The following is a 24835-nucleotide window of genomic DNA, read 5'->3' on the forward strand; positions in this document are numbered from 1 at the left end:
ACACCCGGCCCGTAAAATTGGCGGTTTGCCCGCGCTGCAAACAGCGCCTACTTGAAGCGGCCTCTCACCCATGCTTTACCCCAAGGAATTCGACGTCATCGTCGTCGGCGGCGGCCACGCCGGCACCGAGGCCGCCCTGGCCGCCGCCCGCATGGGCTGCGCCACCCTGCTGCTGACCCACAATATCGAGACCCTGGGGCAGATGAGCTGCAACCCCTCGATCGGCGGCATCGGCAAGGGCCATCTGGTCAAGGAAGTCGACGCCCTGGGCGGCGCCATGGCCGCAGCCACCGACGAGAGCGGCATCCAGTTCCGCATCCTCAACGGCTCCAAAGGCCCTGCGGTGCGCGCCACCCGCGCCCAGGCCGACCGCGTGCTCTACAAGGCCGCCATCCGCCAGCGCCTGGAGAACCAGGCGGGTCTCTGGCTGTTCCAGCAGGCGGTGGACGATTTGATGGTGGAAGACGATCGCGTCGTGGGCGCCGTCACCCAGATGGGCTTGCAGTTCCGCGCCCGTGCCGTGGTGCTGACGGCCGGCACGTTTCTGGATGGCCGCATCCACGTCGGCCTGCAGAACTACCAGGCCGGCCGCGCCGGCGACCCGCCGGCCGTGAGCCTCTCGGCCCGGTTGAAAGAATTGAAGCTGCCGCAGGGCCGACTCAAGACCGGCACGCCGCCGCGCATCGACGGCCGCAGCATAGACTTCAGCCGCTGCGAAAAGCAGGACGGCGATCTGGACCCGCTGCCGGTGTTCAGCTTCATGGGCTCGGCCGAGCAGCACCCGCGCCAAGTGCCTTGCTGGATCACCCACACCTCGGCCCGCACCCACGACATCATCCGCTCCGGCTTTGACCGCAGCCCCATGTTCACCGGCGTCATCGAGGGCGTGGGCCCGCGCTACTGCCCCAGCATCGAAGACAAGGTCAACCGCTTTGCCGACAAGGACAGCCACCAGATCTTTCTGGAACCCGAGGGCCTGACGACCCACGAGTACTACCCCAACGGCATCTCCACCTCCCTGCCCTTTGACATCCAGCTGGCCGCCGTGCGCAGCATCCCCGGCCTGGAGAACGCCCACATCCTGCGCCCCGGCTATGCCATCGAGTACGACTACTTCGATCCGCGCGAGCTGAAGTCCACGTTTGAGACCCGGGCCATACGCGGCCTCTTCTTCGCCGGCCAGATCAATGGCACGACGGGTTACGAGGAAGCCGCCGCCCAAGGCCTGTTCGCCGGCCTGAACGCCGCCCTGCAGGTGCAGGGCCGAGACGCATGGCTGCCCGGCCGCGACCAGGCCTATCTGGGCGTGCTGGTGGACGACCTGATCACCAAGGGCGTGACCGAGCCCTACCGCATGTTCACCAGCCGGGCCGAGTTCCGCCTGCAGCTGCGCGAGGACAACGCCGATATGCGTTTGACCGAGAGGGGCCGCGAACTGGGCCTGGTGGACGACGTCCGCTGGGCCGCCTTCAACCGCAAGCGCGATGCTGTTTCACGTGAAACAGAGAAGCTGAAGTCCACCTGGGTCCACCCGAGCATCCTGCCCGCGGCCGATGCCGAGCGCCTGGTCGGCAAGGCCTTGGAGCGCGAGTACAACTTGATCGACCTGCTGCGCAGGCCCGGCGTGGTTTTCGACACGCTGCAAGAAGTCGCCAGCATCGCCCGCCCGGAGGCCGGTGTTTCACGTGAAACATTGAGCGACGAGCTTGGCAAGACCATGGCCGATGCCGTCATCGAGCAGATCGAAACCAGCGTCAAGTACGCCGGCTATATCAACAAGCAGACCGAAGATGTGGCCCGGGCCTCCCACTACGAGAACCTGCGCCTGCCCGCCGAGCTGGACTACGCTCAGGTGACCGCCCTCTCCTTCGAGGCGCGCCAGAAGCTGGCCAAGCACAAGCCCGAAACCCTGGGCCAGGCCTCACGCATCTCCGGCGTCACGCCGGCCACCATTTCCCTGCTGCTGGTCTATCTGAAGAAAAAGCGCTTCGCGGGCTTCACCGAGACCACCGCCTGATACCGTCATGACAATAACAAACCCTTTGCGCACACCCCTGGCCGCCGCCGCCGACCAGCTGAACCTGAACCTGAGCGAGCAGCAGCTGGACCGGCTGCTGGCCTATCTGGACATGATCGCCAAGTGGAACAAGGTCTACAACCTGACCGCCGTGCGCGATCCCCAAGCCATGCTGACCCAGCATCTGGTGGACAGCCTCAGCCTGCTACCGGCCTTGCGCCGACACGCGGCAGGCCAGCAGCTCCGCCTGATGGACGTGGGCAGCGGCGGCGGCCTGCCCGGCGTGGTGGTGGCCATCTGCGAGCCCAATATCGACGTGACTTGCGTGGACGCCGTGGCAAAAAAGGCCACCTTCATCAAACAGGTGGCGGCCGAGCTGCGCCTGCCCAATCTGCATGGCGAGCACTCGCGTGTCGAGCAGCTGAAGACGGAGCCCTTCGACCTGATTACCTCGCGCGCCTTCGCGTCCCTGCTGGACTTCACCACCCTCACCCGCTCCCACCTCAAGGCCGACACGGTCTGGCTGGCGATGAAGGGCCAACACCCCGCCGAAGAACTGGCCGCCCTCCCCCCTGACCTGGATGTGTTTCACGTGGAACAACTGCAGGTGCCGGGGCTGGATGCACAGCGTTGTTTGATCTGGATTCGACCAAAATCCTGAGCGACAGCCGCTAATATTCCGCATCACTCAAAAACAAGTCCATGGCCAAAATTTTCTGCATTGCCAATCAAAAAGGCGGCGTCGGCAAGACCACCACCACGGTCAATCTGGCCGCCGGCCTGGCCAAGGTGGGTCAGCGCGTGCTGGTGGTGGACCTGGACCCGCAGGGCAATGCCACCATGGGTTCCGGCATCGACAAGCGGGCGCTGGAGCTGAGCATCTACGACGTCTTGCTGGAATCCTCCAGCGTGCTGGAGGCCAAGCAACACAGCGACAAGGCCGGCTACGACGTGCTGGGTGCCAACCGTGAATTGGCCGGTGCCGAGGTCGAACTGGTGGAGCTGGAGCGCCGCGAACGCCGCCTCAAGGCCGCGCTGGCCAGCGTGGACAAGGACTACGACTTCGTCCTGATCGACTGCCCGCCCTCGCTCTCCATGCTGACGCTGAACGGCCTGTGCTGCGCCCACGGCGTCATCGTGCCCATGCAGTGCGAGTACTTTGCGCTGGAAGGCTTGTCCGATCTGGTCAACACCATCAAGCAGGTGCACGCCAATCTGAATGCCGATCTGCAGATCATCGGCCTCTTGCGCGTCATGTTCGACCCCCGCATCACCCTGCAAAACCAGGTCAGCGACCAGCTCAAGGCCCACTTCGGCGACAAGGTGTTCGACACCGTCATCCCCCGCAATGTGCGCCTGGCCGAGGCTCCCAGCTACGGCCTGCCCGGCGTGGTCTTCGACCCCTCATCCAAGGGCGCCCAGGCCTTTGTGGAATTTGCCCGCGAGATGGTGCGGCGCATCGAGACCATGTGATGGACGAGGCCCTGGCCCAGCTTGCACAAAGAGCCGAGGCCGCTGGCCTGAACGCCAGCGCCCCGCCCCAGCAAGGCGAGATCGCGGGCTGGTCCCTCCGCCTCTCCCCGGGCAAGGCCAAGCGCTCGCGCTGCGTCAACGCCCTGGCCCAGGGCAGCCTGCCGCTGGATGAGTTACTGGCCCGCTGCCAGGCCTCCTTCGATGCCGCGGGCCTGCCCCTGATCCTGCGCCTCACCCCCTTCAGCCAGCCGGCCGATCTGGACGCCCAGCTGGCCGCCAAGGGCTGGCCCGCTTTCGATGCCGCCGATGTGATGGTGCTGGCCGATCTGCAGGCCTTCGCGGCGCCCGCCCCGCTGCCCGAGGGTCAGGTCTTGCTAGCCGTCGATGCAGCGCGCTATGCCGCCGCCGTGGGCGCGCTGCGCGGCTCCAGCGAGCGCGCCATCGCCGCCCATGCCGAGCGCCTGGCCGCCTCCCAAGTGCCTTACCAGGGCTTTTTCCTGCAAGACGCCGCCGGGCAATTGCTGGCCTGCGGGCAAATAGCCCAGGAAGGGGCGATAACAGGCCTGTACGACGTTTTCACGCCGCCGCCATACCGAGGCCAGGGTCATGGCCAAAATCTCTGTGCAGCGCTGCTGCACCAGGCTGTCCGCCAGGCGGCGCAGGAGGCCTATTTGCAGGTCGGCTCAGATAACGCCGTAGCGCAGCGGCTCTACCGCCACCTGGGCTTCCAGTTTGCCTACCGTTATCACTACCGCAGCCCGCATGGCATCGTGGACTAGGGCCTGTTAGCGCTACGGCAATGGGTCGCGTTGTGCCCAGCCAGGGGTACAGGCAAGGCGCAAACCGCAGCCGGGTTGGACACCCGGCGAGGATTTGCAACGCCGCATGCGCCCCTGGCTGGGCACAACCCTTCGGGAAGGCTCGCCCCGGCGGGCAAGGCAAGGCGCAGCGCGCCGCCCGCACTCGCGTGCGGGCAAGCGGTGCAACGCAGCATAGCCCGCCGGGGCGAGCCTTCGCGGCCCATTGCCGTAGCGCTAACAGGCCCTAGTCCCGCGCGGCCCAGCACTTGAGCAAGGTATGCCGGGTGAAGCCCGGCACAAAGTCGTGCACATGGGCGATGCAGGCATAGCCCATGTGCTCGTACAGCTCGGCCACCTCGTCCAGCAGGGTCTCGATCAGCACGTCCACACAGCCGCGCGCCAAGGCCTGGGCCTCGATCTGGCGCAGCAGCTCGCCGCCCAGACCCTGGCCGCGCGAATCCTCGCGCACCCAGAGATAGCTCACGTAAAGGCGCTGGAACTCGGTGTGCCCGTAGGCGCCGGCCAGCAGCCGGCCGTCTTCGTACAGGGCGCAGGCAATCGCCTGTTCATCCGAGCCCTGGGCCTGCTGGCGGCCATGGAGCACGACGGCTTCACGGATGGCCACCAAGTCGGCCGCGGGCACGGCTGCATCGCGCAGCCAGGCCCGCGTCGGCTCGCTCAAAGCCCCAGGCCTTCGTCCAGGCCCAGATGCACATTCATCGCCTGCACGGCGGCGCCGCTGGCGCCCTTGCCCAGATTGTCCAGACGGGCAATGACGAGGATCTGTGTCTCGCTGCCGAACACAAAGAGGTCCACCCGGTTCGTGTCATTGCAGGCCTGCACATCGAAGAAGCCCTCGGCCAGGGTCTCGGCATCGCGCAGCGGCATCACGCGGATGAAGCGCTCGCCCGCGTAATGCGCGGCCAAGGCCTCGCGCACCTGCTCGGGCGTCGTGCCGGCGCGCAGCTGGCTCAGATGCAGGGGCACGGTGACGGCCAGGCCCTTGTAAAAATCGCCCACGATGGGCATGAACACGGGTGCGTTGCGCAGCCCGGTATGGGCCATCATCTCGGGCAGATGCTTGTGGGCCAGGCCCAGGGCATAGGGCCGGGGCGACTTCAGCTTCTGATCGCCACCCGCTTCATACTGGGCAATCATGGCCTTGCCGCCGCCCGAGTAGCCGGTGATGGAAGTCGCCGACACCAGGGCCTCGGCGCCCAGCAGGCCGGCATCCACCAGGGGGCGCAGGGCCAGGATGAAGGCGCTGGCATGGCAGCCGGGGTTGGCGATGCGCTTGGCGGCGCGGATCTTGTCGCGCTGGCCGGCGGCCAATTCGGGCAGGCCGAAGGCCCAGCCCGGCACCGTGCGATGCGCGGTGCTGGCATCGATCAAGCAGGTCTTGGGGTTGCTGATCATGGCGGCGGCTTCACGTGAAGCGGCATCTGGCAGGCATAGAAAAGCGACGTCGGCCGCATTCAGCAGGCGGGCGCGCTCGGCCGCGTCCTTGCGCTTGTCGGCGTCGATGCGCAGCACCTCCACATCGCTGCGGGCGGCCAGATACTCGTTGATACGCAGGCCTGTTGTGCCTTCCTGACCGTCCACAAACACTTTGAAACTCATCACTACTTCTCCCGCAAAATCGGCGCCAAACTTAGTTAAAACGAAGCATAAGGCATGACTCCTGTTTACCTGCTGCCGGGCTGGCAGAACTCCGGTCCAGAACATTGGCAAAGCCGCTGGGAGGCTGAGCTAGGCCACACCCGTATCGAACAAAGCGATTGGGACTGGCCACGCCGTGGCGACTGGATGGCGCGCCTGGACGAGGTGCTGCTGAACGACGCCCGGTTATTGAGCAGCCCCGCCCTGTTGGTGGCCCACAGCCTGGGCTGCCAGCTGGTGGCGAGCTGGGCCGAACACTCCAAACAGACGGCGCGCGTCGCCGCTGCCCTGCTGGTGGCACCGCCCGACACCGAGAGCGCGGACATGCCGCCGCAGCTGCACAACTGGCGCCCGATCAGGCGCACACGCCTGCCCTTCCCCGCCATCGCCGTGGCCAGCAGCGACGACCCCTTCTGCAGCCTGGAGCGCGCCGCCCAGATGGCCGCCGACTGGGGTGCGGAGCTGGTGCTGGCCGGCCCGCGCGGCCACCTCAACACGGCTTCCGGCCTGGGCGACTGGCCCGAGGGTCAGGTCTTGCTGAACGGCTTGCTGAACGAGTAAGAGACAATCCGCCGCTATGGTCACAAAAAAACCCAAGGGCCTCGGCATGGGCCTGGAGGCCTTGCTAGGCCCCAAAGTCAGCGAAACCCCGGCCGCCCAGCGCGACGGTGAACCCAGCCAGCTGCGGCTGGAACAGATGCAGGCCGGCAAATACCAGCCGCGCACCCGCATGGACGAAGGCTCGCTCTACGAGCTGGCCGAGAGCATCAAGGCCCAGGGCATCATGCAGCCCATCCTGGTGCGGCCCATCACGCCCGATGGGGCCATCCGTTACGAGATCATCGCCGGTGAACGCCGCTTCCGCGCCGCCAAGCTGGCCGGCCTGCGCGAGGTGCCGGTGCTGGTCAAGGCCGTGCCCGACGAGGCTGCGGCCGCCATGGCCTTGATCGAGAACATCCAGCGCGAGGACTTGAACCCGCTGGAAGAGGCCCAAGGCCTGAAGCGCCTGACGGAGGAGTTCGGCCTCACGCACGAGCAGGCCGCCCAGGCCGTGGGCCGCTCGCGCAGCGCCGCCAGCAATCTCTTGCGTCTGCTGCAACTGGTGGAGCCGGTGCAGAACATGCTGATGGCCGGCGACATCGATATGGGCCATGCCCGCGCCCTGCTGCCGCTGGACGGCGCGCACCAGATCACCTGCGCCACCGAGATCGCCTCCAAAAAGCTCAGTGTGCGCGAGGCCGAGAAGTTAGTCTCCCGCCAAGGCGCCGGCCGCCAGACCCCGCTGCTGCGGGTGAAGAGCGACAAGGGCCGCGATGTGCTGCGCCTGGAAGAGGAGTTATCCGATCTGCTGGCTGCCGTCGTCGAAGTGCGTGTGAAGAAAAAAACCAAGCGTGGCGAACAGGGCGAGCTGGCAATCCAATTCGGCTCGCTGGACGAGCTGAACGGCCTGATCGACCGCCTGCGCGGGCCGCAGGCTGCCTGAGTTCTGGCTGCAGGCAAACGACAAGGCCGTGACACAAGTCACGGCTTTTTCTTTGCCAAAAACTAGCGCCCAAACTCCTGTGACTGCACTTGCACAAGAATCGCATCAAGGTCTGCAAAAAACGTCATTGCGCATGGCCTCCGCACCACACAAGTTTTCTGCAGATCGGCGTAGCATGTGTCAACGCCAGCCCAGTTTTCCAAGTTGAAAGCACATGGAAAGACTGGTTTTTTCAGGCATTGAAACGAGCGTTTGAAGCCCAAGCTCTCGGGCATGGACAAAAGGAGTTCTCCAGACCTTTGATCCCGCACATCCAGACACGGCAAAGCAGCGTTCGGATTCAGACTCGGCAGCAAGGACTGCACTGAATTTCGGAAAGCTCTGATGACGCCCCCAGCCGCTCCGCAAAGGACGCCATCAGAACTTCCCAGACGATGCCGGATGCATTGCCTTGTATCTGCGCACCGCCCGGGGTCTTACCGGAGGTCAGCATGGACGTGATCAGCAGTTTTGCCAAGCGCTACGAGCGCACCCGCGTTGAAGAACTCTCGCTGGAGGACTATCTTGCCGAGTGCAAGCGCAGCCCCCTGGCCTACGCCACCGCCGCCGAGCGCATGCTGCAGGCCATCGGCGAGCCGCAGATGATTGACACGCGCAACGACACCCGCCTGTCGCGCCTGTTCGCCAACAAGACCATCAAGATCTACCCGGCCTTCGCCGAGTTCTACGGCCTGGAAGAAGCCATCGAGCAGGTGGTCAGTTACTTCCGCCACGCAGCGCAAGGCCTGGAGGAAAAAAAGCAGATCCTCTACCTGCTGGGCCCAGTGGGTGGCGGCAAGAGCTCCATCGCCGAGCGCCTCAAGCAGCTGATGGAGCAAGTGCCCTTCTATGCCCTGGCCGGCTCGCCGGTCAACGAGAGCCCGCTGGGCCTGTTCGACCCCAACGAGGACGGCCCCCTGCTGGAGCAGGAGTACGGCATTCCTAGGCGTTATCTCAACCGCATCCTGAGCCCCTGGGCGGTCAAGCGCCTGGAGGAGTTTGGCGGCGACATCCGCCGCTTCAAGGTGGTCAAGCGCTACCCCAGCGTGCTCAAGCAGGTGGGCGTGGCCAAGACCGAACCGGGCGACGAGAACAACCAGGACATCTCCTCCCTGGTGGGCAAGGTGGACATCCGCAAGCTGGAAACCTTCTCACAGGACGACCCCGATGCCTACAGCTACTCCGGCGGCCTGTGCCTGGCCAACCAGGGCCTGCTGGAATTCGTCGAAATGTTCAAGGCGCCGATCAAGGTGCTGCACCCCTTGCTGACCGCCACGCAAGAGGGCAATTACAAGGGCACGGAAGGCTTTGGCGCGATTCCCTTCGACGGCATCGTGCTGGCCCACAGCAATGAGAGCGAGTGGAAGACCTTCCGCAATAACAAGAACAACGAGGCTTTTCTCGACCGCATCTACATCGTCAAAGTGCCCTACTGCCTGCGCGTCAGCGAGGAGGTGAAGATCTACGAGAAGCTGATCCGCGGCTCCTCGCTGGCCGAGGCCAAGTGCGCCCCCGGCACGCTCAAGATCATGAGCCAGTTCGCCGTGCTGACCCGGCTGAAGGAGCCCGAGAATTCCTCGCTCTACTCCAAGATGCAGGTCTACGACGGCGAGAACCTGAAGGACACCGATCCACGCGCCAAGAGCTACCAGGAGTACCGCGACTACGCCGGCGTGGACGAGGGCATGAGCGGCATCTCCACCCGCTTCGCCTACAAGATCTTGTCCAAGGTTTTCAACTTCGACAGCGCCGAGGTGGCGGCCAATCCCGTGCATCTGATGTATGTGCTGGAGCAGCAGATCGAACGCGAGCAATTCCCGGCCGAGACCGAGCAAAAATACATCGGCTTCATCAAGGAATCGCTGGCGCCACGCTATGCCGAGTTCATCGGCAAGGAGATCCAGACCGCTTATCTGGAAAGTTATAGCGAGTACGGCCAGAACATCTTCGACCGCTACGTCACCTATGCCGACTACTGGATCCAGGACCAGGAATACCGCGACACCGACACCGGCGAGGTCTTCGATCGCGTGGCCCTGAATGCCGAGCTGGAGAAGATCGAGAAGCCCGCCGGCATCAGCAACCCCAAGGACTTCCGCAACGAGATCGTCAACTTCGTCTTGCGCGCACGCGCCAACAACGCCGGCAAGAACCCGGCCTGGACCAGCTACGAAAAGCTGCGCACGGTGATCGAGAAGAAGATGTTCTCCAATACCGAGGAGTTGCTGCCCGTCATCAGCTTCAACGCCAAGGCCAGCGCCGACGAGGCCAAAAAGCACGAGGACTTCGTCAACCGCATGGTGGGCAAGGGCTACACGGCCAAGCAGGTGCGGCTGCTGTGCGAGTGGTATCTGCGCGTGCGCAAGAGTTCTTGACAGCCCATTCCCTACTCGCTCCGCGAGCCCCCTCGAGGGGGCGAGCCCGCAGGACCGGCAAAGCCGGATCCTCGGGCTCCACTTGGGAATACTGGGCCGGCAAACCTCGAATGAGGAAACCTCATGCTGCAACAAATCATCGATAGAAGGCTCTCGGGCAAGAACAAGTCGATAGGCAATCGGGAGCGCTTTCTGCGCCGCCACAAGGAGCAGATCCGCGAGGCCGTGCGGCGCGCCGTGGACGGGCGCGGCATCCGCGATATGGAGCGCGGCGAGGATGTGCACATCCCCAAGCGTGACCTCAGCGAACCCGTGTTCGGCCACGGCGAGGGCGGGGTGCGCGAGGTGGTGCGGCCCGGCAATACCGAGCATGTGAAGGGCGACCGCGTGGCCAAGCCCAAGGGTGGTGGCCAGGGCCAAGGGGGCAGCCAGGCCAGCGATTCCGGCGAGGGCGAGGACGACTTCGTCTTCCACCTCAGCCGGGAGGAGTTCATGCAGGTCTTCTTCGACGACCTGGCCCTGCCCAACCTCGAGCGCACCCAGCTGGCCGAAACACCGGAGTGGAAAAGCCATCGCGCCGGCTTCACCAGCGACGGCACACCCACCAATCTGCATGTGGTGCGCAGCATGCGCGGCGCCCTGGGCCGACGCATCGCCCTGGGCACCGACAAGCGACGCGAATTGCACGAGCTGGAAGAACGCCTGACCCTGCTCAAACGCGAGGACAACCGTGACGCGGAAGTTCAGCGCCTGCGGGCCGAGACCGAAGAACGCATCCAGCTCTTGCGTGGCCGCATCGAGGCCATCCCCTTTCTCGATCCCATCGACCTGCGCTTTCGCAACCGCGTGCGCGTGCCCGTGCCGACGGCCCGCGCCGTCATGTTCTGCCTGATGGATGTGTCGGGCTCCATGGACGAGGGCCGCAAGGACCTGGCCAAGCGCTTCTTCATCCTGCTCTACCTCTTTCTGACCCGGCATTACGAGAAGATCGATGTGGTCTTCATCCGCCACCACACGCAGGCCCAGGAGGTGGATGAGCAGAACTTCTTCCATGCCACCGAGACGGGCGGCACCGTGGTCTCCAGCGCCCTGGTGCTGATGGAAGAAATCATCCGCGCCCGCTACCCACGCAGCGAATGGAATATCTACGGCGCCCAGGCCAGCGACGGCGACAACTGGCACCACGACAGCGGCAAATGCCGCGAGCTGCTGGCCCAGCAAATCCTGCCTCTGTGCCGCTACTTCGCCTATGTGCAGGTGGCCGAGCAGGAGCAAAACCTCTGGGAGGAATATCAAAAACTCAGCGAAGAGGTCTCGCACTTCGCCCTGCGCAAGGCCACCGAGGCGGCGCAGATCTATCCGGTATTCCGCGAACTGTTCAAAAAGGAAGGAGCGGCAGCATGAGCGCGCTTGAATCCACCGGCAGCAGCCCCGGCCTGCCGCGCCAGATGCGGCCCCTGCTGCGGCGGCCGGAGCAGCCCCTGCCCTCGCCCAGCGACTGGACCTTCGAGCTGATCGACCAGTACCACGAGGTGATACGCGCCACGGCGGAACGTTATGGCCTGGACACCTACCCCAACCAGCTGGAGATCATCACCGCCGAGCAGATGATGGACGCCTACGCCTCGGTGGGCATGCCGGTCAATTACCGCCACTGGAGCTATGGCAAGGAGTTCATCGCCACGGAACGTAACTACAAACGTGGGCAGATGGGCCTGGCCTACGAGATCGTCATCAACTCCGACCCCTGCATCGCCTACCTGATGGAAGAGAACACCATGGCCATGCAGGCCCTGGTGATCGCCCACGCCAGCTACGGCCACAACAGCTTCTTCAAGGGCAACTATCTGTTCCGCATGTGGACGGACGCCTCCTCCATCGTCGACTACCTGGTCTACGCCAAGAACTTCGTCAACGCCTGCGAGGAACGCCATGGCATGGACCATGTGGAGCGCCTGCTGGACTCCTGCCACGCCCTGATGTCCTACGGGGTGGACCGTTATCGCCGGCCCGCCAAGCTCTCGCTCGCGCAAGAGCGTTCGCGCCTGGAGGAGCGCGAAGCCCATGCCCAGCAGCAGATCAACGAACTCTGGCGCACTCTGCCCAAGCGTGCGGACAAGGGCGATGACGCCGCCACGGCGCGCCGCTTCCCCGACGAGCCGCAGGAGAATTTGCTCTACTTCATCGAGAAGAACGCCCCCTTGCTGGAGCCCTGGGAGCGCGAGATCGTGCGCATCGTGCGCAAGATCGCCCAGTACTTCTACCCGCAGCGCCAGACCCAGGTGATGAACGAGGGCTGGGCCACCTTCTGGCACCACCGCTTGCTGAACCAGATGTATGACGACGGCTATTTGAGCGACGGCATGATGATCGAATGGCTCAAGTCCCACACCAATGTGGTGGCTCAACAGCCGATGGCGAACCTGAACCCCTATGCCCTGGGCTTCGCCATGTACACCGACATCAAGCGCATCTGCGAGCGGCCCACCGAGGAAGACCGCCGCTGGTTCCCCGATATCGCTGGCGCCGATTGGCTGCCCACGCTGGACCAGGCCATGCGCAACTTCAAGGACGAGAGCTTTATCGGCCAGTTCCTCAGCCCGCATCTGATGCGTGAGTTCCGGCTCTTCTCCATCGTCGATGACGAGGCGCAGAGCGAGTACGAAATCTCCGCCATCCACGACGATGCCGGCTACCAGCATGTGCGCGAGGCCTTGTCACGCCAGTACGACCTGAGCAGCCGCGAACCCAATATCCAGGTCTGGAACGTCAATCTGCGCGGCGACCGCTCCCTCACGCTGCGCCACACCCAGCATATGAACCGCCCCCTGCACGAAAGCGCGCAGGAGGTGCTCAAGCATGTGGCCCGGCTGTGGGGCTTTGGCGTGCAGCTGGAAAGCGTGGGCGACAAGGGCGAGGTCAGCAAGCGCTGGTCGGTGCCGGCGCCAACGCACTGAGCCCCGCCTTCAGAGCTGAAAAATCTTGCCCGGGTTCATGATGTTGCGCGGGTCCAGGGCCTGCTTGATGCTGCGCATCATCGCCACAGCAGGCTCACCCGCCTCTTCCAGCAAAAAGCCCTGCTTGTGCAGGCCGATGCCGTGCTCGCCGGTGCAAGTGCCTTCCAGACTCAGCGCACGCATCACCATCTGGTGACTCAAGCGTTCGGCGGTCTCGCGCTCATGCGGCAAAGCCGGATCGATCAGATAGCCCAGATGGAAATTGCCGTCACCCACATGGCCGACCAGGAAATAGGGCAGGCCGGCCGCCTCCACCTCGGCCACCGAGGTGTTGATGCTCTCGGCCAGGCGCGAGATGGGCACGCAGGTATCGGTCGTTACGCAGCGGCAGCCGGGCTTGCTCTGCACGGCCGACAAGTAAGCGTGATGGCGCGCCGTCCACAAGCGCGTGCGGGCCTCCGGCGTGCTGGCCCAGTCGAAATCCTCGCCGCCCAGCTCGCGAGCGATCTCCTGCACCGCTTGCGCCTGCTCGGCCACGCCGCTGGGCGAGCCATGGAACTCCATCAAGAGCATGGGCGCCTCGCGCAGGCCTAACTGGTCGTGTCGATTGACAGCCCGCACCGTGTTGGCATCCAGCAATTCGCAGCGGGCGATGGGCAGGCCCATCTGGATGATTTGAATCGTGGTCTGCACGGCCGCATCCACCGTGGGGAAGAAGCAAACGGCCGCCGACACCGCCTCGGGCAGGGGGTAGATGCGCAGGCAGACCTCGGTGATCACCGCCAGCGTGCCCTCGCTGCCCACCAGCAAACGGGTCAGGTCGTAGCCGGCGCTGCTCTTGCGCGCCCGCGTGCCGGTGCGCAAGACCTGGCCCTGGGCCGTCACCGCGCCCAGGCCCAGCACGTTCTCACGCATGGTTCCGTAGCGCACCGCATTGGTCCCGCTGGCCCGGGTGGCCGCCATGCCGCCTAGCGAGGCATCGGCACCCGGGTCGATCGGAAAAAACAAGCCCGCGTGGCGCAGCTCGGCATTCAGCTGTTGGCGGGTGACGCCGGCCTGCACCGTCACGGTCAGGTCCTCGGCATTGATCAGCAGGATCTTGTTCATGCGCGAGACATCCAGGCTCACGCCGCCCTGCACCGCCAGCAGATGGCCCTCCAGCGAGGTGCCGCTGCCGTAGGGAATCACCGGCACCGAGTGTTCATGCGCCAGGGCCAGGGTGAAGGCGACGTCGTCCTCGCTCTCGGCAAACACCACGGCCTCGGGCGGCGGCACATCGAAAGGCGACTCATCGCGGCCATGCTGCTCGCGCATGGCCAGGCCGGTGTGGCAGCGCGGGCCAAAACGCTGCTGCAAGGCCTGCAGCATGGCGGCCGGCATGGCCCGCATTCGGTAGTCAGCATCGTGCATCGAAGGCTTCCTTGCAGGACCATCCCGCGCCCCGATTCTAGGCAGGCTGGACGCAGGCCTCGGCAGCGCTCAAGCGTGCGAACAGCAAACAGGAAAAGCCCGGCTGTTGCCGCTTGCCGACGTTCATTCACGCCCGCTCTAGAGGGCGCTCTCTACTGGCAAAAACTCGCCGATTTATTCGGTTAGCCTACGTCCGCCCGCCCTGCCCCGCTTGCCGTTCAAGGCGCGGCCTCGATAACTATTCCTAAGACAAGCCATGCGATTCAACCTCACCTCGATCTCCGCCGCCCTGCTGTCCAGCCTTGTTGCCCAAGCCGCCATGGCCTCGGGCTACCACTTCGGTTCGCAATCAGCGTCCGCCCAGGGCACGGCCAATGCCAATGCCGCCGAAGCCGAAGACGCCTCGGTGCTGTTCTACAACCCGGCCGGCCTGAGCCGCCTGAAGGGCGTCAACGCCTCCGGCGTGCTGACCGTCGTCGCTCCTAGCGGCAGCTATGAAGACCGTGGCAGCACGACCGTGCTGGGCCGTCCCCTGAGCGGCGACAGCGGCAAATTCGTCAACACCACGGCCGTGCCCCATGGCTATCTGAGCTACCAGCTGTCGGATCGCCTGGTCGCCGGCTTCGGCGTCTTCGTGCCCTTCGGCTCCAAGAGCGAATACAACAGCGATTGGGCCGGCCGCTACAACTCCATAGGCACCGAGCTCAAGACCGTGGCCCTGAACCCCGCGCTGTCCTTCAAGGTCAACGAGCAGCTGAGCCTAGGCGGCGGCCTCAGCGCCCAGTACATCGAGGGCAAGCTGTCCAAGGCGGCGGACTTCGGCTCCGGCGTGCTGGGTGACCCGGCCATGAAGCCTCTGCTGGGCGCCCTGCCCCCGGCCATGGTGGCCGGCCTGATCCAGAAGATGTCGGGCACGCCGGACTACTCCGGCCGCGTCGATGTGGAAGGCAAGAACTGGGGCTATGGCTTCAATCTGGGCCTGCTGTACAGCTATGACAAGGACACCCGTTTCGGCATCGCCTACCGCTCCAAGATCAAGCACCAGCTGAGCGGCGATGCCCGCTGGCAGGTGCAGATGCAGGCCGCCAATATCGCCACGGTGATCAATGGCATCAAGCCCGGCCTGGGCAGCGTCGTGCAAGCCAATCTGGTCAAGAAGTACAGCGATAGCGATGCCAGCCTGGACGTCGTCACGCCCGAGTCCCTGTCCTTTTCCGCCTTCAAGCAGATGGACAAGCTGGCCCTGATGGCCGACCTGACCCTGACCCGCCACTCGCGCTTCCAGGAACTGCGGGTTGACTTCGCCAACAGCCTGCCCGACTCCGTCACCCCGGAGAACTGGAGCAATACCCTGCGCTACTCCGTCGGCATGAACTATCAGCTGAACGATCAGTTCAAGCTGCGTGCAGGCCTGGCCTATGACGGCTCGCCGGTCAGCACCGCCAACCGCACGCCCTCGCTGCCGGACAACGACCGCCTGTGGCTGTCGGGTGGCCTGAACTGGAAGCTGAGCGCCAAGAACTCGGTCGATCTGGCGCTGAGCTACGTCAAGGTTGGCAGCAGCAGCATCAGCAATGCCGACTACGGTGGTCAAGCCTCCTGCCGCCCGGATCTGAACACCTCCAGCTGCGCCACCATCCGTGGCCACTACGACATCAGCTCCGTGCTGTTCGGCGTGCAATACAACCATCAGTTTTAATTGATTCCAGGCAAAGCGGCTCCACAAGCCGCTTGCCCAGGCCAGCTCCGAGTGCCACCATTGAGCCATCAATGAGCAAGCACCGGAGCATCTCATGCCTGATCTAACCCTGATCCTGATCGTGCTGGCCATCGTCTTGGCCGTCGTGGGCGCCATCCGCTTCGACCTCTTCGGTCTGATCCTGCAGGAGTTCCGCCGCCCCCCACCGGAAGCTCACCCGCCCGAGGCGGTGCAAAGGGTTCATGCGCCGCCTCAGAAGGGCCCAGGAGGCGATCAACACGCCGCGGACAAGCCCGCCTTCCATCGCAGCGGAAAACGCCACTGAGCGCGTTTAAAGCCTTTTCATGCCCGGGGTCGAGCCGGCATCGGGCATGATGCCGGGCTTGATCCACTCTCACAGCTCCGCAAGCCATGGCCAACCGACTCTCCAGCATTGCCACCCGCACCGGCGACGACGGCACGACCGGCCTGGGCGATGGCAGCCGCGTGCCCAAAGACCATCTGCGCGTGCAGGCCATGGGCGATGTGGACGAGCTGAATTCCCAGCTGGGCGTCCTGCTGGCCGAACCCCTGCCGGACGATGTGCGCGAGCTGATCATCACCATCCAGCACGAGCTCTTCAATCTGGGCGGCGAGCTCTGCATGCCCGGCTATGAATTGCTGAAGATGGACGCCGTGCTGGGCCTGGACCAGGCCCTGGCGCATTACAACGCCGCCCTGCCCCGGCTGCAGGAATTCATCCTGCCGGCCGGCACCCGCAGTGCCGCCATCTCGCATGTCTGCCGCACCGTGGCCCGGCGCGCCGAACGCGCCGTGGTCGCCCTGGCCGCCGCGGAGCCCATCAACACCGCGCCGCGCCAATACCTGAACCGCCTGTCCGACCTGCTCTTCGTGCTGGCCCGCGTGCTCAACCGGGCCAATCTGGACGGCCTGGGCGGCGACGACGTCTACTGGCATAGCGAGCGCCTGCAAAAACAGCAGGCCGCCGAGGCTGACGCCGAAACGGGCGACGCTGAAAACACCTAGCCAAAGTTCATCTTTTTGACGCCGGAATGCAGCAAGCTTGCGCCTTCCATCTCCACCTCTTTCTAAGGACAAGACATGAGCTTTTTCGGCAAGATTCTCGACAAGCTGGGCTTTGGCCACAAAGACGCCGCCGCCGCACCGGCCCCAGCCGCCGAGGCCGCCCCCACCGCTGCCGCTGCACCCGCGGCCCCCGTCGCCATCTCGGTGGTGGACGTGGTTTCCCAGCTGGAGGCCCTGGCCACCGCCCACCCTGAAAAGCTGAACTGGAAGGTCTCCATCGTCGACCTGCTCAAGCTGCTGGGCCTGGACAGCAGCCTGGCCTCGCGCAAGGAACTGGCCACCGAGCTGGGCTGCCCGGCCGACAAGATGGGCGACTCGGCCCAGATGAATATGTGGTTGCACAAGACCGTGCTGCAAAAGCTGGCCGACAACGGCGGCAATGTGCCGGCCGAATTGCTCTGATTCAAGCCAAGGCCTGCACCGCCTGCCGCAGCCGCTTTGCGAAGGCTGCGCGCAGCTCGGCCGGGCCTAACACCTCGACCTGACCCGCGTGCCGCAGCAAGTCCATCAGCAACTCGGTGGCATCCACATAGGGCACGCGCAGGCGCCAGCGCCCATCGGCCAGCCACTCGCTTTGCTGAGCCGGGTGCCATTCCTCCCGCGCCACCCATTGCGCCGCCTCGGCGCTGAAGATCAGCTGTGCCTCACGCGTTTTAGCGCCGGCGAAGATGCCATAGCCCTGATCCAGTTCCGCCTCCAGCTGCTTGATCGCCACCGCACGGGCGCGCTCGGGCAAAAGCTCGGCCGCCTCCATCGCATCCAGGGCAAAGCGGCGGAAGCCCTCGCTCTGATGGCACCAGGCGTCCAGATACCAGGTATTGCGGTAGTGCACCAGGCGCTGTGGTGAAACCAGGCGTTCCTTCAAAGCACTGCCGGCCCCACGGCTGCGGTAGTGCAGGCGCAGGCGCTGGCGCTTCACCACGGCACTGCCCACGGTCTCGAAAAACTCCGAGGGCACGCGCCGCTTGGCCGTGCTGATCAGCTTGACCCGCTGCGTCAAGGCCTTGGCCTCCGCCTCATCGGCGCCCAGCATGCCGCTGAGCTTGTCGAACATGGGCTGCAGATGGCGGCTCAGGATGCCATCCTCGTCCAGGCCCGAAAGCATCTGATGCATGGTCAGCAAGGCATGCAGCTCCTTCTCGCTGAACCACACGCCCGGCAACTCATGCGTGCGCCCGCGGCCCTGCGAATCCGCCGCCTGGACCAAGCGATAACCGTTAGCCTGGGCGTCGTACTCGATCGGCGCATCCATGCGTTCGCGCAGGTATTGCAGATCGCGCTTGAGCGTGGCGGGCGAGACCTCCAGCGCCTCCAGCAAAGTGGCGAAGCTGACGCACTCCCGGTTGCGAATCAAGAGCTCGATCTTGTAGAAACGTTCGGTTCTGTCCATTTGACCCCCTGTTTTTTGGGCGGCCGCTGGCTCACGCCATGAGCTAGCGACCGCTGACACTGTGCCACAAGGTCCTCGCTTGGCTTGTGGGGGTCGGCAACACCGGAGCATGAAATGGCACAGATCGCAGCAAGGACAAAGAAGTTCCCGCAATCGACAGCCCCAGATCAGCAAGCGCTGCTGGGTTTTGACAACCCTGCCCCCAAAGCAGCTGCCAGGCCGGACGAATTGCCGGCCCATCAAAGCCTGGGCCTGGCCCTGGGCTGGGACTTCGCCCAGCACGGCCTGACGCCGCCGGTCGAGCATCTGTTCAAGCATTCCCCGCTGCAACAGGGCTGGCAGGCCGGCCGCGCCACCTTCGGCCACCGCAGCCTGCGCAGCCACAGCCATGCCGGCCTGTGGCTGCAGCTGCGCACCCATGCCTGGGCCCGCGGCCGCAGCTTCGAGGATGTGCAGCTGACACCTAATTTCCTGCAGCAGATCGATGTCAGCCACTGCCCCATCACCCGCCAGGAGCTGAAGCCCAAAGCCGGCCCTCGCCAGCAACGCTCGATCGACCGGGTCCGCAACGACGCCGGCTATGCCGCCGGCAATATCGTCACCATGAGCCGCGCCGCCAATACCGCCAAGGCCCAGCATGATTGGGCCAGCGCGCAAAGCGTGGCAGACAGCGTGGAGCAAGGCCCGATTCAAAACCTGGCCGGCCTGGGCCCGGCGGAATGGCGGCGCATCGCCGTGCTGTGCAGCTTTGTCACCGAGCTCCCGCATGAGGAAGCGGCACGCATACCGCTGAGCGTGCTGCCACCCAACCGCCTGCGCCTGTTCAACCCCATCCAGGCCTTGCAAGCCCTGGTGACGCGCCAGCTGGCCAAGCCCGGCTGGAGCCAGCGCCTGGCCCGCATTGAAAGCCTGCTGCCTTCCGAGGGCCTGCGCGCCGACTTCAACCGCTTCATCATGGCACTGGCTCCGCGCGTGCTGGCCGTCAAAGAGCTGGACCAGGAACAGCAGATCCGCTGGGCGCTGGAAGACGCCTGGCAACAGCCCCTGCTGATCAAGCGCTGGACGCGCTTTGCCAGCCAGCTGACGGCCGCCCAGGCCGAGGCCTTGGTGGCCCGCGCCGCGGCCAAAGGCCTGAGCACCCTGCATGTGATGCAGCACAGCACACCCAATGCCCTGGAGGGCTGGGCTTTGGAAAACAAAGGGTTTTGCCCGCGCGGCGCGGAGGCCGCCCATGCCGCGGCAGACTCAGCCGGGCAGGCCTAGCTGGTGCCGCTCCAACTCACCGCCCTGGTCCTGCAAGGCCACGTGATAGCCCAGGGCGCCAAACCAATGGGCCCATTGCTGCGCCAGCTTCTTGGTTGGTAGCCATGGGCCCGTGCGGTCGACATGAACGCGCCCACCCCTGCGCTCGTAAAAAACCACTCTCCACATGCCTGTCAAATACCCTCGATCGGCCCACTCAGGCGGGGCTGGCTATTTTTTGAAAATCAAAGCTTACCGTCGGCAGGGTTGCGACTCAGAGTGAGGCCAAAAACTCCTCGCTGCTGGCAACACGGCAAACACCCACTTTTGCCGGCTTGACCGTGTCGCTGACCAGGCAGTCCACCCGATCCCCGGCCGCGGCCAGCAGGTCTTGCAATGCCGCGGGCAAGACCTGACCCTGGGTCTGCGCCGGCCTCCTAACACCTTTTGCCTGCGCAACCACGACCTCAGCATAAGGCAGAAAGTCGGCCAGCAACTCATGCTGCTGCGACTCATCCAAGGCCAGCGCCGGATAGCTCAGGGCCTGGATCAAGGCCTGGGCGCTGCCGGTGCCGATCAGGGGCCGACAAGCACCCGCCTGCCAGCTCATGCGCAACTGCTTGGCCCGCTCATCGTTGAGCAGCAAGGCATGCAGAAGCACGCCGGTATCAAACACCACGCAGGGCCGGGCCGCATTCTTTTTGTGCTTGCTCATCCTGCTCATGCCTTGCTGCTGCCGCGCTTACTGGCTTTTGCCTGCACGGAAGGGCGCACGGGGCGGCTCGCTTGTTTGACTTCGGATGCTGTTTTTTTAAGCGTTTTTTGAGCCAGCACGGCGGTAGCGGCACTCAATGGTTTTGGCGCCGATTTTCTGGCCGGCGTTTTGGCGCGCAGCGGGGTCTCGATGGTTTTACCGGCCTTTTTTGCGGGCGACTTCAGCGGTTTTGCTGCGGCCGCCTGACTCAATGGTTTTACCGCCGTTTTTTTGAGCGCGGCCGTTTTTTCGGCGCTGATTTTTTTGGCCACCGTTTTTGGGCTCGATGTTTTTTCGGCAGCCGTTTTTTTGCCGGCCCAGCTCAGGGCGCTCTCGATGGTTTTGGCGCCGATTTCGAGCTCGGCCAATTTGGCGCGCAGAGCGTCGCCACGCTGGATGCGCACCGGGGTGAGGATGATTTGCCCGGCTTTTTCCTGGACTTCAAAGTACTGCACGGGCCCCAGGGATTGGGTCACGCTTTTCGGGAGGGTCAGTTGATTCTTGACGGTGAGCTTAGCCAGCACTTGGAGTTAGATCTGAAAGTAAGGGGCCATTACTTTACCCCGTCCTTGCTAGACAAAATCCCTTCACGGAGAAACTCTTTTGTCACTGCAACAAGGAAGTAAGGAAGTACGACAACCCTAGAATTCCCGCCATGTTGAAGACCTCGATTCCCTGCACCATCGCCGCCGTTTGGCTGGCCGGCCTGACGGCGAGCTGCGGCCGAATCACCGGCCAATTCCCTGCCCATCGATGCCGCCGCCAGCGCGCCAAAACCAGCGGTCACCAGCAATGTACGCCTGAATGAGCGTGTTTCCGCGCTCTTGCTGGAAGGGCAAAAATCCCTGCTCCTGTCGGCACTTCCCAGCAACGACAAACGCATGGCCCAGGCCCTGCAAGTCTTGAAGACCCTGCAGGCACGACAAAACCGCGAGACTCAGCGCCTGCTGCTTGAACTCAGCAGTGCCGCCCACGCAGGCCAGGCCGGCCCGCTGCACGCAGTGCTGGAGACGGCCTTGTCCGTCCCCGAGGAAAGCACCGAGCTCCTGGCGCTGCGCCCCCTGGTGAATGAGATGCGCCTGCAATTCGGTCTGCAGGCCGATCTCCACGAGCAGTTGCAGACCCTGTTGCAGCGCCTGCGGGCCTTGCGCGACAAGGGCAATGCCGCCCTGCAAAACCGACAGGCCCAGCATCTGGCCAGCTTGCAGCAACAGATCGATGTGGATGCTTTGCTGAGAAAGGAATTGAGCGCTGCGGCGGTTCCGCTCGACGAGCATGAGCAGGCCAAACTGGCCCGCGACCATCAATGGCGGGCCCTGGAACTCGCGCCCAAGACCGTCTTGCTGAGCTTTGATGACGGCCCGCACCCGGTCCACACCCCCAATATCCTCGCCACCCTGGCCGAGCACAAGATCAAGGCGCTGTTTTTCCAACTGGGCCACAACCTGGCCGAGCCCAAGGAAATCAAGGACGGCAAGGAGATTCAAAGCCCGCTGGGGCGCAACCAAGAACTGGTTCGCCAGATGGCTGAGGCCGGCCACGCCATCGGTAACCACAGTTATAGCCACCCGCAAATGCCCAAGCTGAGCCCGGCCAGGATCAAACAGGAAATTGCCAGCACGCAGGACTTGCTGGACCTGGCCGTCCCTCCCGGGCCGGCACGGACAAATATGTTCCGCGCGCCTTATGGCGCCTTGAACGAGGAGGTTTTAGCAGCCATCGAACAGCAGCATTTGCGCCTGGTGCTGTGGAACGTCGACTCCCTGGATTGGGCCGATCCATCGGCCGAATCGATTGTGCAAAGAGTCGTGAAGGAATTGGAGCGCGCAGGCCGCGGCATCGTGCTGATGCACGATATCCACGCGGTCACTAGCCAGGCCCTGCCCTTGCTGATCCAAGCCTTGAAGGAGCGCGGCTATCGCTTCGCGCATTGGAATGGGCAAGCCTTAGAGGTGCCAGCGGCCGCGGACGAGGTGAAGAGCCCGGGCTGAGTTGTTAGCCAACCTCAGCCAGTCCGCGGGTATCGCGCTCAGGCCTTCGGTAGGCACATGGTCCTTCCGGACCCTGTGTCCGACCTCAGCCAAGCGGCTTGTATCGCCGCTTGGCCTTCGACAGTCACAAGCCCCTTCCGGGGCTTGTGTCCTGTCTCAGACCAATGAGCGATGCAGGCGCAGCTCTTCGAGGCGGGTACCGCCGACTTCGGTGGTCTTGGCACTGCCCAGCTCGCGCTTGAAGCCGGCCAGCTCGAAGAAGCGCAGGGCGCGTTCATTGCGCAGATAGGTCCACAGCGTGACCTTGGTGCAGCCTTCTTCTTGCAGGCCGTCACGGGCGGCATCCCACAGGGCCAGGCCAACGCCCTTGTCCCAGTGCACGGGGTTCACATACATGGCCCAGATCTCGCCGGTGCTGGAGGGCGTGCCCTTGTCGCGCGAACGGTCAAAGCCGACAAAACCCATCAACTCGTTGTCGATATGGGCCACCACCACCTGGGGCTCGCACAGATCGATGGCCTCGCGCCAGAAAGCCTGGCGCTTTTGCACCGACATGGCGTCCAACACGGCATCGGGCAGCAAGCCCTTGTAGGCGTCTTGCCAAGCCGCGACATGAATTTCGGCAATGCCCTTGGCATCACGCAGTGTGGCGGGGCGAACCTGAATACTCGACATACGAAGAAACTCTGGGAAACAAAGCCAAAGCCCGGCACGAGAAATCTCGAGTCGCTCTTGGGAACCGGCCGCGCTGGGCCTGTGGGCTGGTGGCTAAATGAAACGGAAGGGCAGGATTTTGCGCGCCAAAGCGGCACGGAGCGGCTCTTGACAGCACAATTTTTTAGGCCCTAAAACTACGCTGACCTCGGCGAAGCAAGACTGGCGGCGGCGGCTAAACACCAAATCAAGCGGTGCTTTGCACAGGATGGCGGCGGCGCACAAAGTCCTGCACCGCACGCTTCATGGCGGCCTTATTGGCCCGCTGCAAATGCATCAACAAGGCGTGGTCCACCGGCAAGCCCCCCAGCTCCGCCGCAAAAATACGCGCCACATCTTGCTGGATGCGCAGCAGAAGATGGGCGGTGGTGCTGGCATCGGCCAGGGCCCGGTGAGCGCGGCCCGAGTCCGGCAACCGATGGAATTGGGCCAGCTGACCCAGCTTGCAGCTGGGCGCCTCGGGGTAGATGCGTCGAGCCAGCAGCACCGTGCAGGCAAACTCATGCGCCGGATCGGGTTCGCAGCCGGCCAAGGCCAGCTCGGCCTGCCAGAAGCCACGGTCAAATGGCGCGTTATGCGCCACGATGGGGCAGCCCTGGGTGAAGGCCGCCACCTCGCGCATCACCTCGGCAGCCGGCGGAGCCTCATCCAGCATTTGATTGCTGATGCCCGTCAGCTGTTCGATGAAGGGGGGTACCCATACCCCCGTCTTCATCAGACTCTGGAAATTACCCACAACGCGTCCATCACGCACGAGCACGGCCGCGATCTCGGTCGCACGCCCGCCTCCGCCTGGCGCCAGACCACTGGTTTCAAAGTCGATGACGGCAATCGTCTGCATGCGGCTCAAGACAGAAGAATTCAAAAAAAAGGCAGGGGAATCAGGGCGCTGGGTACTTGATGGCGTTCAGGGCGAGCTTGCGTTCCACCGCAGCCTCCAGGTCCACGCCGCTGTGATCGGCGATCTGCAGCAGGTACAGCATCACATCGGCGATCTCTTCGCCCAGATGCTGGTGTTGCTCGGGTTTGCTGGCGATCTGCTGCGATTCCTCGGGCGTCAGCCACTGGAAGATTTCCACCAGCTCGGCCGCCTCAACCACCATGGCCATGGCCAGATTTTTTGGGGTTTGGTAAGGCTGCCAGTCACGCTCCGAGGCGAACTGGCGCAGCCGCTTTTGCAGTCCAGCGATGTCCATGGGACGCAAGTGTGGCACGACTTTTTCGGCGTATCCGCAGACTGTGCAGCTTGAAAAAAATCTTGTCCTCTTCTGTATTCATGGTTTTTAAATATTTCAATTTAGTTGTCTTAGTAGAGGGCGCATGTTTCTGTGGATAAGCTACTTTTCATATTTAAAAACAAAGACTTAGTCTAGTTATAAGCATGTGTGCGAAGGGCTTGTTTAGCCAGGGTCTAACAGATAACAAGCTTGGCTTCGCCGCCGCGCCTGTGGATAAGCAGGGGCTTGTACTTTTTTTATCCACAGCTTTTTGCGTTGACAGCGCTGGCACTTGCGTGCCTGCTGGATTGCGGCCCGCAGCATGCGTCGCCCTGGCGACAAAAATGGTAATTTGGCACGCCGATGCATCAATAACGCGCTCTCTTTACGCAACATCCACGGGCAAACACGCACATCAAGCCCTTGTCCACATGACTAGGGTGTGTTGACATTCAAGTCATGCAGACGATGGAGCCGACGAGACTGATGAACGAGGTAAACCGTTCGGCCAGCTTTTCGTAGCGAGTGG

Annotated in this window: 26 protein-coding genes; 15 read left to right on the forward strand and 11 right to left on the reverse strand. The window is 63.9% G+C overall.

Features of this window, described 5'->3' with window-relative positions:
* The first annotated feature begins 70 nt into the window (after positions 1-70).
* From mnmG to HNP55_RS22835, 4 genes are read left to right on the forward strand one after another with little or no spacing between them, the layout of a single operon-like run.
* On the forward strand, positions 71-2017 hold the full coding sequence (mnmG, locus tag HNP55_RS22820) for a tRNA uridine-5-carboxymethylaminomethyl(34) synthesis enzyme MnmG (RefSeq protein ID WP_184304538.1): 1947 nt from the start codon (positions 71-73) through the stop codon (positions 2015-2017).
* Positions 2018-2030: 13 nt separating this feature from the next.
* Positions 2031-2678: a 16S rRNA (guanine(527)-N(7))-methyltransferase RsmG gene (gene rsmG, locus HNP55_RS22825; protein ID WP_409993770.1), complete on the forward strand. Its 648-nt coding sequence runs from the start codon at positions 2031-2033 to the stop codon at positions 2676-2678.
* 41 nt (positions 2679-2719) lie between these two features.
* Positions 2720-3490 carry a ParA family protein gene (locus tag HNP55_RS22830; protein WP_184304540.1) on the forward strand — a complete coding sequence of 257 codons (771 nt, stop codon included), beginning with the start codon at positions 2720-2722 and terminating at the stop codon, positions 3488-3490.
* Positions 3490-4269: a GNAT family N-acetyltransferase gene (locus tag HNP55_RS22835; protein ID WP_184304542.1), complete on the forward strand. Its 780-nt coding sequence runs from the start codon at positions 3490-3492 to the stop codon at positions 4267-4269. The genes HNP55_RS22830 and HNP55_RS22835 overlap by 1 nt, the downstream gene beginning before the upstream one ends.
* Before the next feature lie 265 nt (positions 4270-4534).
* On the opposite strand, the gene HNP55_RS22840 is transcribed toward HNP55_RS22835, so the two are convergent.
* Both HNP55_RS22840 and argC read right to left on the reverse strand, forming a co-directional pair.
* Complete coding sequence (locus HNP55_RS22840) at positions 4535-4972, reverse strand: GNAT family N-acetyltransferase (protein ID WP_221439749.1); 438 nt, start codon at positions 4970-4972, stop codon at positions 4535-4537.
* The gene (argC, locus tag HNP55_RS22845) at positions 4969-5910 is read right to left on the reverse strand and encodes an N-acetyl-gamma-glutamyl-phosphate reductase (protein ID WP_184304544.1); all 942 of its coding nucleotides are present in this window, start codon (positions 5908-5910) and stop codon (positions 4969-4971) included. The genes HNP55_RS22840 and argC overlap by 4 nt, the downstream gene beginning before the upstream one ends.
* A gap of 54 nt (positions 5911-5964) precedes the next feature.
* Here argC and HNP55_RS22850 point away from each other — a divergent pair, with 54 nt between their 5' ends.
* From HNP55_RS22850 to HNP55_RS22870, 5 genes are all read left to right on the forward strand, one after another.
* Positions 5965-6510, forward strand: coding sequence for an RBBP9/YdeN family alpha/beta hydrolase (locus HNP55_RS22850; RefSeq protein WP_184304545.1), 546 nt, complete (start codon positions 5965-5967; stop codon positions 6508-6510).
* A gap of 16 nt (positions 6511-6526) precedes the next feature.
* Entirely contained in the window at positions 6527-7432 is a 906-nt protein-coding gene (locus HNP55_RS22855) for a ParB/RepB/Spo0J family partition protein (protein WP_184304547.1), read from the forward strand.
* Positions 7433-7923: 491 nt separating this feature from the next.
* Positions 7924-9846, forward strand: coding sequence for a PrkA family serine protein kinase (locus HNP55_RS22860; protein WP_184304549.1), 1923 nt, complete (start codon positions 7924-7926; stop codon positions 9844-9846).
* A gap of 123 nt (positions 9847-9969) precedes the next feature.
* Entirely contained in the window at positions 9970-11250 is a 1281-nt protein-coding gene (locus HNP55_RS22865) for a YeaH/YhbH family protein (RefSeq protein ID WP_221439750.1), read from the forward strand.
* Positions 11247-12803 carry a SpoVR family protein gene (locus tag HNP55_RS22870; RefSeq protein WP_184304551.1) on the forward strand — a complete coding sequence of 519 codons (1557 nt, stop codon included), beginning with the start codon at positions 11247-11249 and terminating at the stop codon, positions 12801-12803. The genes HNP55_RS22865 and HNP55_RS22870 overlap by 4 nt, the downstream gene beginning before the upstream one ends.
* 9 nt (positions 12804-12812) lie before the next feature.
* Here HNP55_RS22870 and HNP55_RS22875 read toward each other — a convergent pair whose 3' ends face one another.
* Entirely contained in the window at positions 12813-14213 is a 1401-nt protein-coding gene (locus HNP55_RS22875) for an FAD-binding oxidoreductase (protein ID WP_184304553.1), read from the reverse strand.
* A 256-nt stretch (positions 14214-14469) separates the two neighbouring features.
* Between HNP55_RS22875 and HNP55_RS22880 the strand changes: the two genes are divergently transcribed.
* The 4 genes from HNP55_RS22880 to HNP55_RS22895 all read left to right on the forward strand — a co-directional run bounded on the left by HNP55_RS22880 (position 14470) and on the right by HNP55_RS22895 (position 17400).
* Entirely contained in the window at positions 14470-15912 is a 1443-nt protein-coding gene (locus tag HNP55_RS22880) for an OmpP1/FadL family transporter (RefSeq protein ID WP_184304555.1), read from the forward strand.
* Between the two features lie 94 nt (positions 15913-16006).
* Positions 16007-16237 carry a hypothetical protein gene (locus HNP55_RS22885; protein WP_184304557.1) on the forward strand — a complete coding sequence of 77 codons (231 nt, stop codon included), beginning with the start codon at positions 16007-16009 and terminating at the stop codon, positions 16235-16237.
* A gap of 86 nt (positions 16238-16323) precedes the next feature.
* Positions 16324-16938, forward strand: a complete 615-nt coding sequence (locus HNP55_RS22890; RefSeq protein ID WP_184304559.1) for a cob(I)yrinic acid a,c-diamide adenosyltransferase — start codon at positions 16324-16326, stop codon at positions 16936-16938.
* A gap of 75 nt (positions 16939-17013) precedes the next feature.
* A complete protein-coding gene (locus HNP55_RS22895; protein ID WP_184304561.1) occupies positions 17014-17400 on the forward strand; it encodes a DUF3597 domain-containing protein in 387 nt (128 codons plus the stop codon).
* Position 17401: 1 nt separating this feature from the next.
* Here the strand turns inward: HNP55_RS22895 and HNP55_RS22900 are convergent, their stop codons facing one another.
* Positions 17402-18388, reverse strand: coding sequence for a helix-turn-helix transcriptional regulator (locus HNP55_RS22900; RefSeq protein ID WP_184304563.1), 987 nt, complete (start codon positions 18386-18388; stop codon positions 17402-17404).
* Between the two features lie 114 nt (positions 18389-18502).
* Here HNP55_RS22900 and HNP55_RS22905 point away from each other — a divergent pair, with 114 nt between their 5' ends.
* Positions 18503-19651, forward strand: coding sequence for a hypothetical protein (locus HNP55_RS22905; RefSeq protein WP_184304565.1), 1149 nt, complete (start codon positions 18503-18505; stop codon positions 19649-19651).
* On the opposite strand, the gene HNP55_RS22910 is transcribed toward HNP55_RS22905, so the two are convergent.
* From HNP55_RS22910 to HNP55_RS22925, 4 genes are all read right to left on the reverse strand, one after another.
* On the reverse strand, positions 19634-19819 hold the full coding sequence (locus HNP55_RS22910; protein WP_184304567.1) for a hypothetical protein: 186 nt from the start codon (positions 19817-19819) through the stop codon (positions 19634-19636). The genes HNP55_RS22905 and HNP55_RS22910 overlap by 18 nt on opposite strands.
* A gap of 85 nt (positions 19820-19904) precedes the next feature.
* Complete coding sequence (locus tag HNP55_RS22915; RefSeq protein ID WP_184304569.1) at positions 19905-20345, reverse strand: hypothetical protein; 441 nt, start codon at positions 20343-20345, stop codon at positions 19905-19907.
* Between the two features lie 5 nt (positions 20346-20350).
* On the reverse strand, positions 20351-20908 hold the full coding sequence (locus tag HNP55_RS24025; protein WP_221439751.1) for a hypothetical protein: 558 nt from the start codon (positions 20906-20908) through the stop codon (positions 20351-20353).
* Between the two features lie 29 nt (positions 20909-20937).
* Complete coding sequence (locus HNP55_RS22925; protein WP_184304571.1) at positions 20938-21267, reverse strand: hypothetical protein; 330 nt, start codon at positions 21265-21267, stop codon at positions 20938-20940.
* Between HNP55_RS22925 and HNP55_RS22930 the strand changes: the two genes are divergently transcribed.
* Positions 21266-22375: a polysaccharide deacetylase family protein gene (locus HNP55_RS22930; RefSeq protein ID WP_184304573.1), complete on the forward strand. Its 1110-nt coding sequence runs from the start codon at positions 21266-21268 to the stop codon at positions 22373-22375. The two genes, HNP55_RS22925 and HNP55_RS22930, sit on opposite strands and share 2 nt — an antisense overlap.
* A gap of 156 nt (positions 22376-22531) precedes the next feature.
* Here HNP55_RS22930 and HNP55_RS22935 read toward each other — a convergent pair whose 3' ends face one another.
* The 3 genes from HNP55_RS22935 to HNP55_RS22945 all read right to left on the reverse strand — a co-directional run bounded on the left by HNP55_RS22935 (position 22532) and on the right by HNP55_RS22945 (position 24285).
* Positions 22532-23050 (reverse strand): GNAT family N-acetyltransferase, encoded by a 519-nt coding sequence (locus HNP55_RS22935; RefSeq protein WP_184304575.1) that lies wholly within the window; start codon positions 23048-23050, stop codon positions 22532-22534.
* A gap of 226 nt (positions 23051-23276) precedes the next feature.
* Positions 23277-23930 carry a PolC-type DNA polymerase III gene (locus tag HNP55_RS22940; RefSeq protein WP_184304590.1) on the reverse strand — a complete coding sequence of 218 codons (654 nt, stop codon included), beginning with the start codon at positions 23928-23930 and terminating at the stop codon, positions 23277-23279.
* A gap of 40 nt (positions 23931-23970) precedes the next feature.
* Positions 23971-24285 carry a nucleotide pyrophosphohydrolase gene (locus HNP55_RS22945; protein WP_184304577.1) on the reverse strand — a complete coding sequence of 105 codons (315 nt, stop codon included), beginning with the start codon at positions 24283-24285 and terminating at the stop codon, positions 23971-23973.
* Positions 24286-24835: the final 550 nt, after the last annotated feature.

It is taken from the genome of Roseateles oligotrophus (assembly GCF_014204525.1).
Lineage (GTDB): Bacteria > Pseudomonadota > Gammaproteobacteria > Burkholderiales > Burkholderiaceae_C > Paucibacter_A > Paucibacter_A oligotrophus_A.

Excerpts from the sequence above, each read along its gene's own strand:
- mnmG (WP_184304538.1), top strand. The coding sequence starts at position 71 with ATGCTTTACCCCAAGGAATTCGACGTCATCGTCGTCGGCGGCGGCCAC.
- HNP55_RS22830 (WP_184304540.1), top strand. The coding sequence starts at position 2,720 with ATGGCCAAAATTTTCTGCATTGCCAATCAAAAAGGCGGCGTCGGCAAG.
- HNP55_RS22835 (WP_184304542.1), top strand. The coding sequence starts at position 3,490 with ATGGACGAGGCCCTGGCCCAGCTTGCACAAAGAGCCGAGGCCGCTGGC.
- argC (WP_184304544.1), bottom strand. The coding sequence starts at position 5,910 with ATGAGTTTCAAAGTGTTTGTGGACGGTCAGGAAGGCACAACAGGCCTG.
- HNP55_RS22850 (WP_184304545.1), top strand. The coding sequence starts at position 5,965 with ATGACTCCTGTTTACCTGCTGCCGGGCTGGCAGAACTCCGGTCCAGAA.
- HNP55_RS22855 (WP_184304547.1), top strand. The coding sequence starts at position 6,527 with ATGGTCACAAAAAAACCCAAGGGCCTCGGCATGGGCCTGGAGGCCTTG.
- HNP55_RS22860 (WP_184304549.1), top strand. The coding sequence starts at position 7,924 with ATGGACGTGATCAGCAGTTTTGCCAAGCGCTACGAGCGCACCCGCGTT.
- HNP55_RS22865 (WP_221439750.1), top strand. The coding sequence starts at position 9,970 with ATGCTGCAACAAATCATCGATAGAAGGCTCTCGGGCAAGAACAAGTCG.
- HNP55_RS22870 (WP_184304551.1), top strand. The coding sequence starts at position 11,247 with ATGAGCGCGCTTGAATCCACCGGCAGCAGCCCCGGCCTGCCGCGCCAG.
- HNP55_RS22875 (WP_184304553.1), bottom strand. The coding sequence starts at position 14,213 with ATGCACGATGCTGACTACCGAATGCGGGCCATGCCGGCCGCCATGCTG.
- HNP55_RS22880 (WP_184304555.1), top strand. The coding sequence starts at position 14,470 with ATGCGATTCAACCTCACCTCGATCTCCGCCGCCCTGCTGTCCAGCCTT.
- HNP55_RS22885 (WP_184304557.1), top strand. The coding sequence starts at position 16,007 with ATGCCTGATCTAACCCTGATCCTGATCGTGCTGGCCATCGTCTTGGCC.
- HNP55_RS22890 (WP_184304559.1), top strand. The coding sequence starts at position 16,324 with ATGGCCAACCGACTCTCCAGCATTGCCACCCGCACCGGCGACGACGGC.
- HNP55_RS22895 (WP_184304561.1), top strand. The coding sequence starts at position 17,014 with ATGAGCTTTTTCGGCAAGATTCTCGACAAGCTGGGCTTTGGCCACAAA.
- HNP55_RS22900 (WP_184304563.1), bottom strand. The coding sequence starts at position 18,388 with ATGGACAGAACCGAACGTTTCTACAAGATCGAGCTCTTGATTCGCAAC.
- HNP55_RS22905 (WP_184304565.1), top strand. The coding sequence starts at position 18,503 with ATGGCACAGATCGCAGCAAGGACAAAGAAGTTCCCGCAATCGACAGCC.
- HNP55_RS22910 (WP_184304567.1), bottom strand. The coding sequence starts at position 19,819 with ATGTGGAGAGTGGTTTTTTACGAGCGCAGGGGTGGGCGCGTTCATGTC.
- HNP55_RS22915 (WP_184304569.1), bottom strand. The coding sequence starts at position 20,345 with ATGAGCAAGCACAAAAAGAATGCGGCCCGGCCCTGCGTGGTGTTTGAT.
- HNP55_RS22930 (WP_184304573.1), top strand. The coding sequence starts at position 21,266 with ATGGCCCAGGCCCTGCAAGTCTTGAAGACCCTGCAGGCACGACAAAAC.
- HNP55_RS22925 (WP_184304571.1), bottom strand. The coding sequence starts at position 21,267 with ATGCGTTTGTCGTTGCTGGGAAGTGCCGACAGGAGCAGGGATTTTTGC.
- HNP55_RS22935 (WP_184304575.1), bottom strand. The coding sequence starts at position 23,050 with ATGTCGAGTATTCAGGTTCGCCCCGCCACACTGCGTGATGCCAAGGGC.
- HNP55_RS22940 (WP_184304590.1), bottom strand. The coding sequence starts at position 23,930 with ATGCAGACGATTGCCGTCATCGACTTTGAAACCAGTGGTCTGGCGCCA.
- HNP55_RS22945 (WP_184304577.1), bottom strand. The coding sequence starts at position 24,285 with ATGGACATCGCTGGACTGCAAAAGCGGCTGCGCCAGTTCGCCTCGGAG.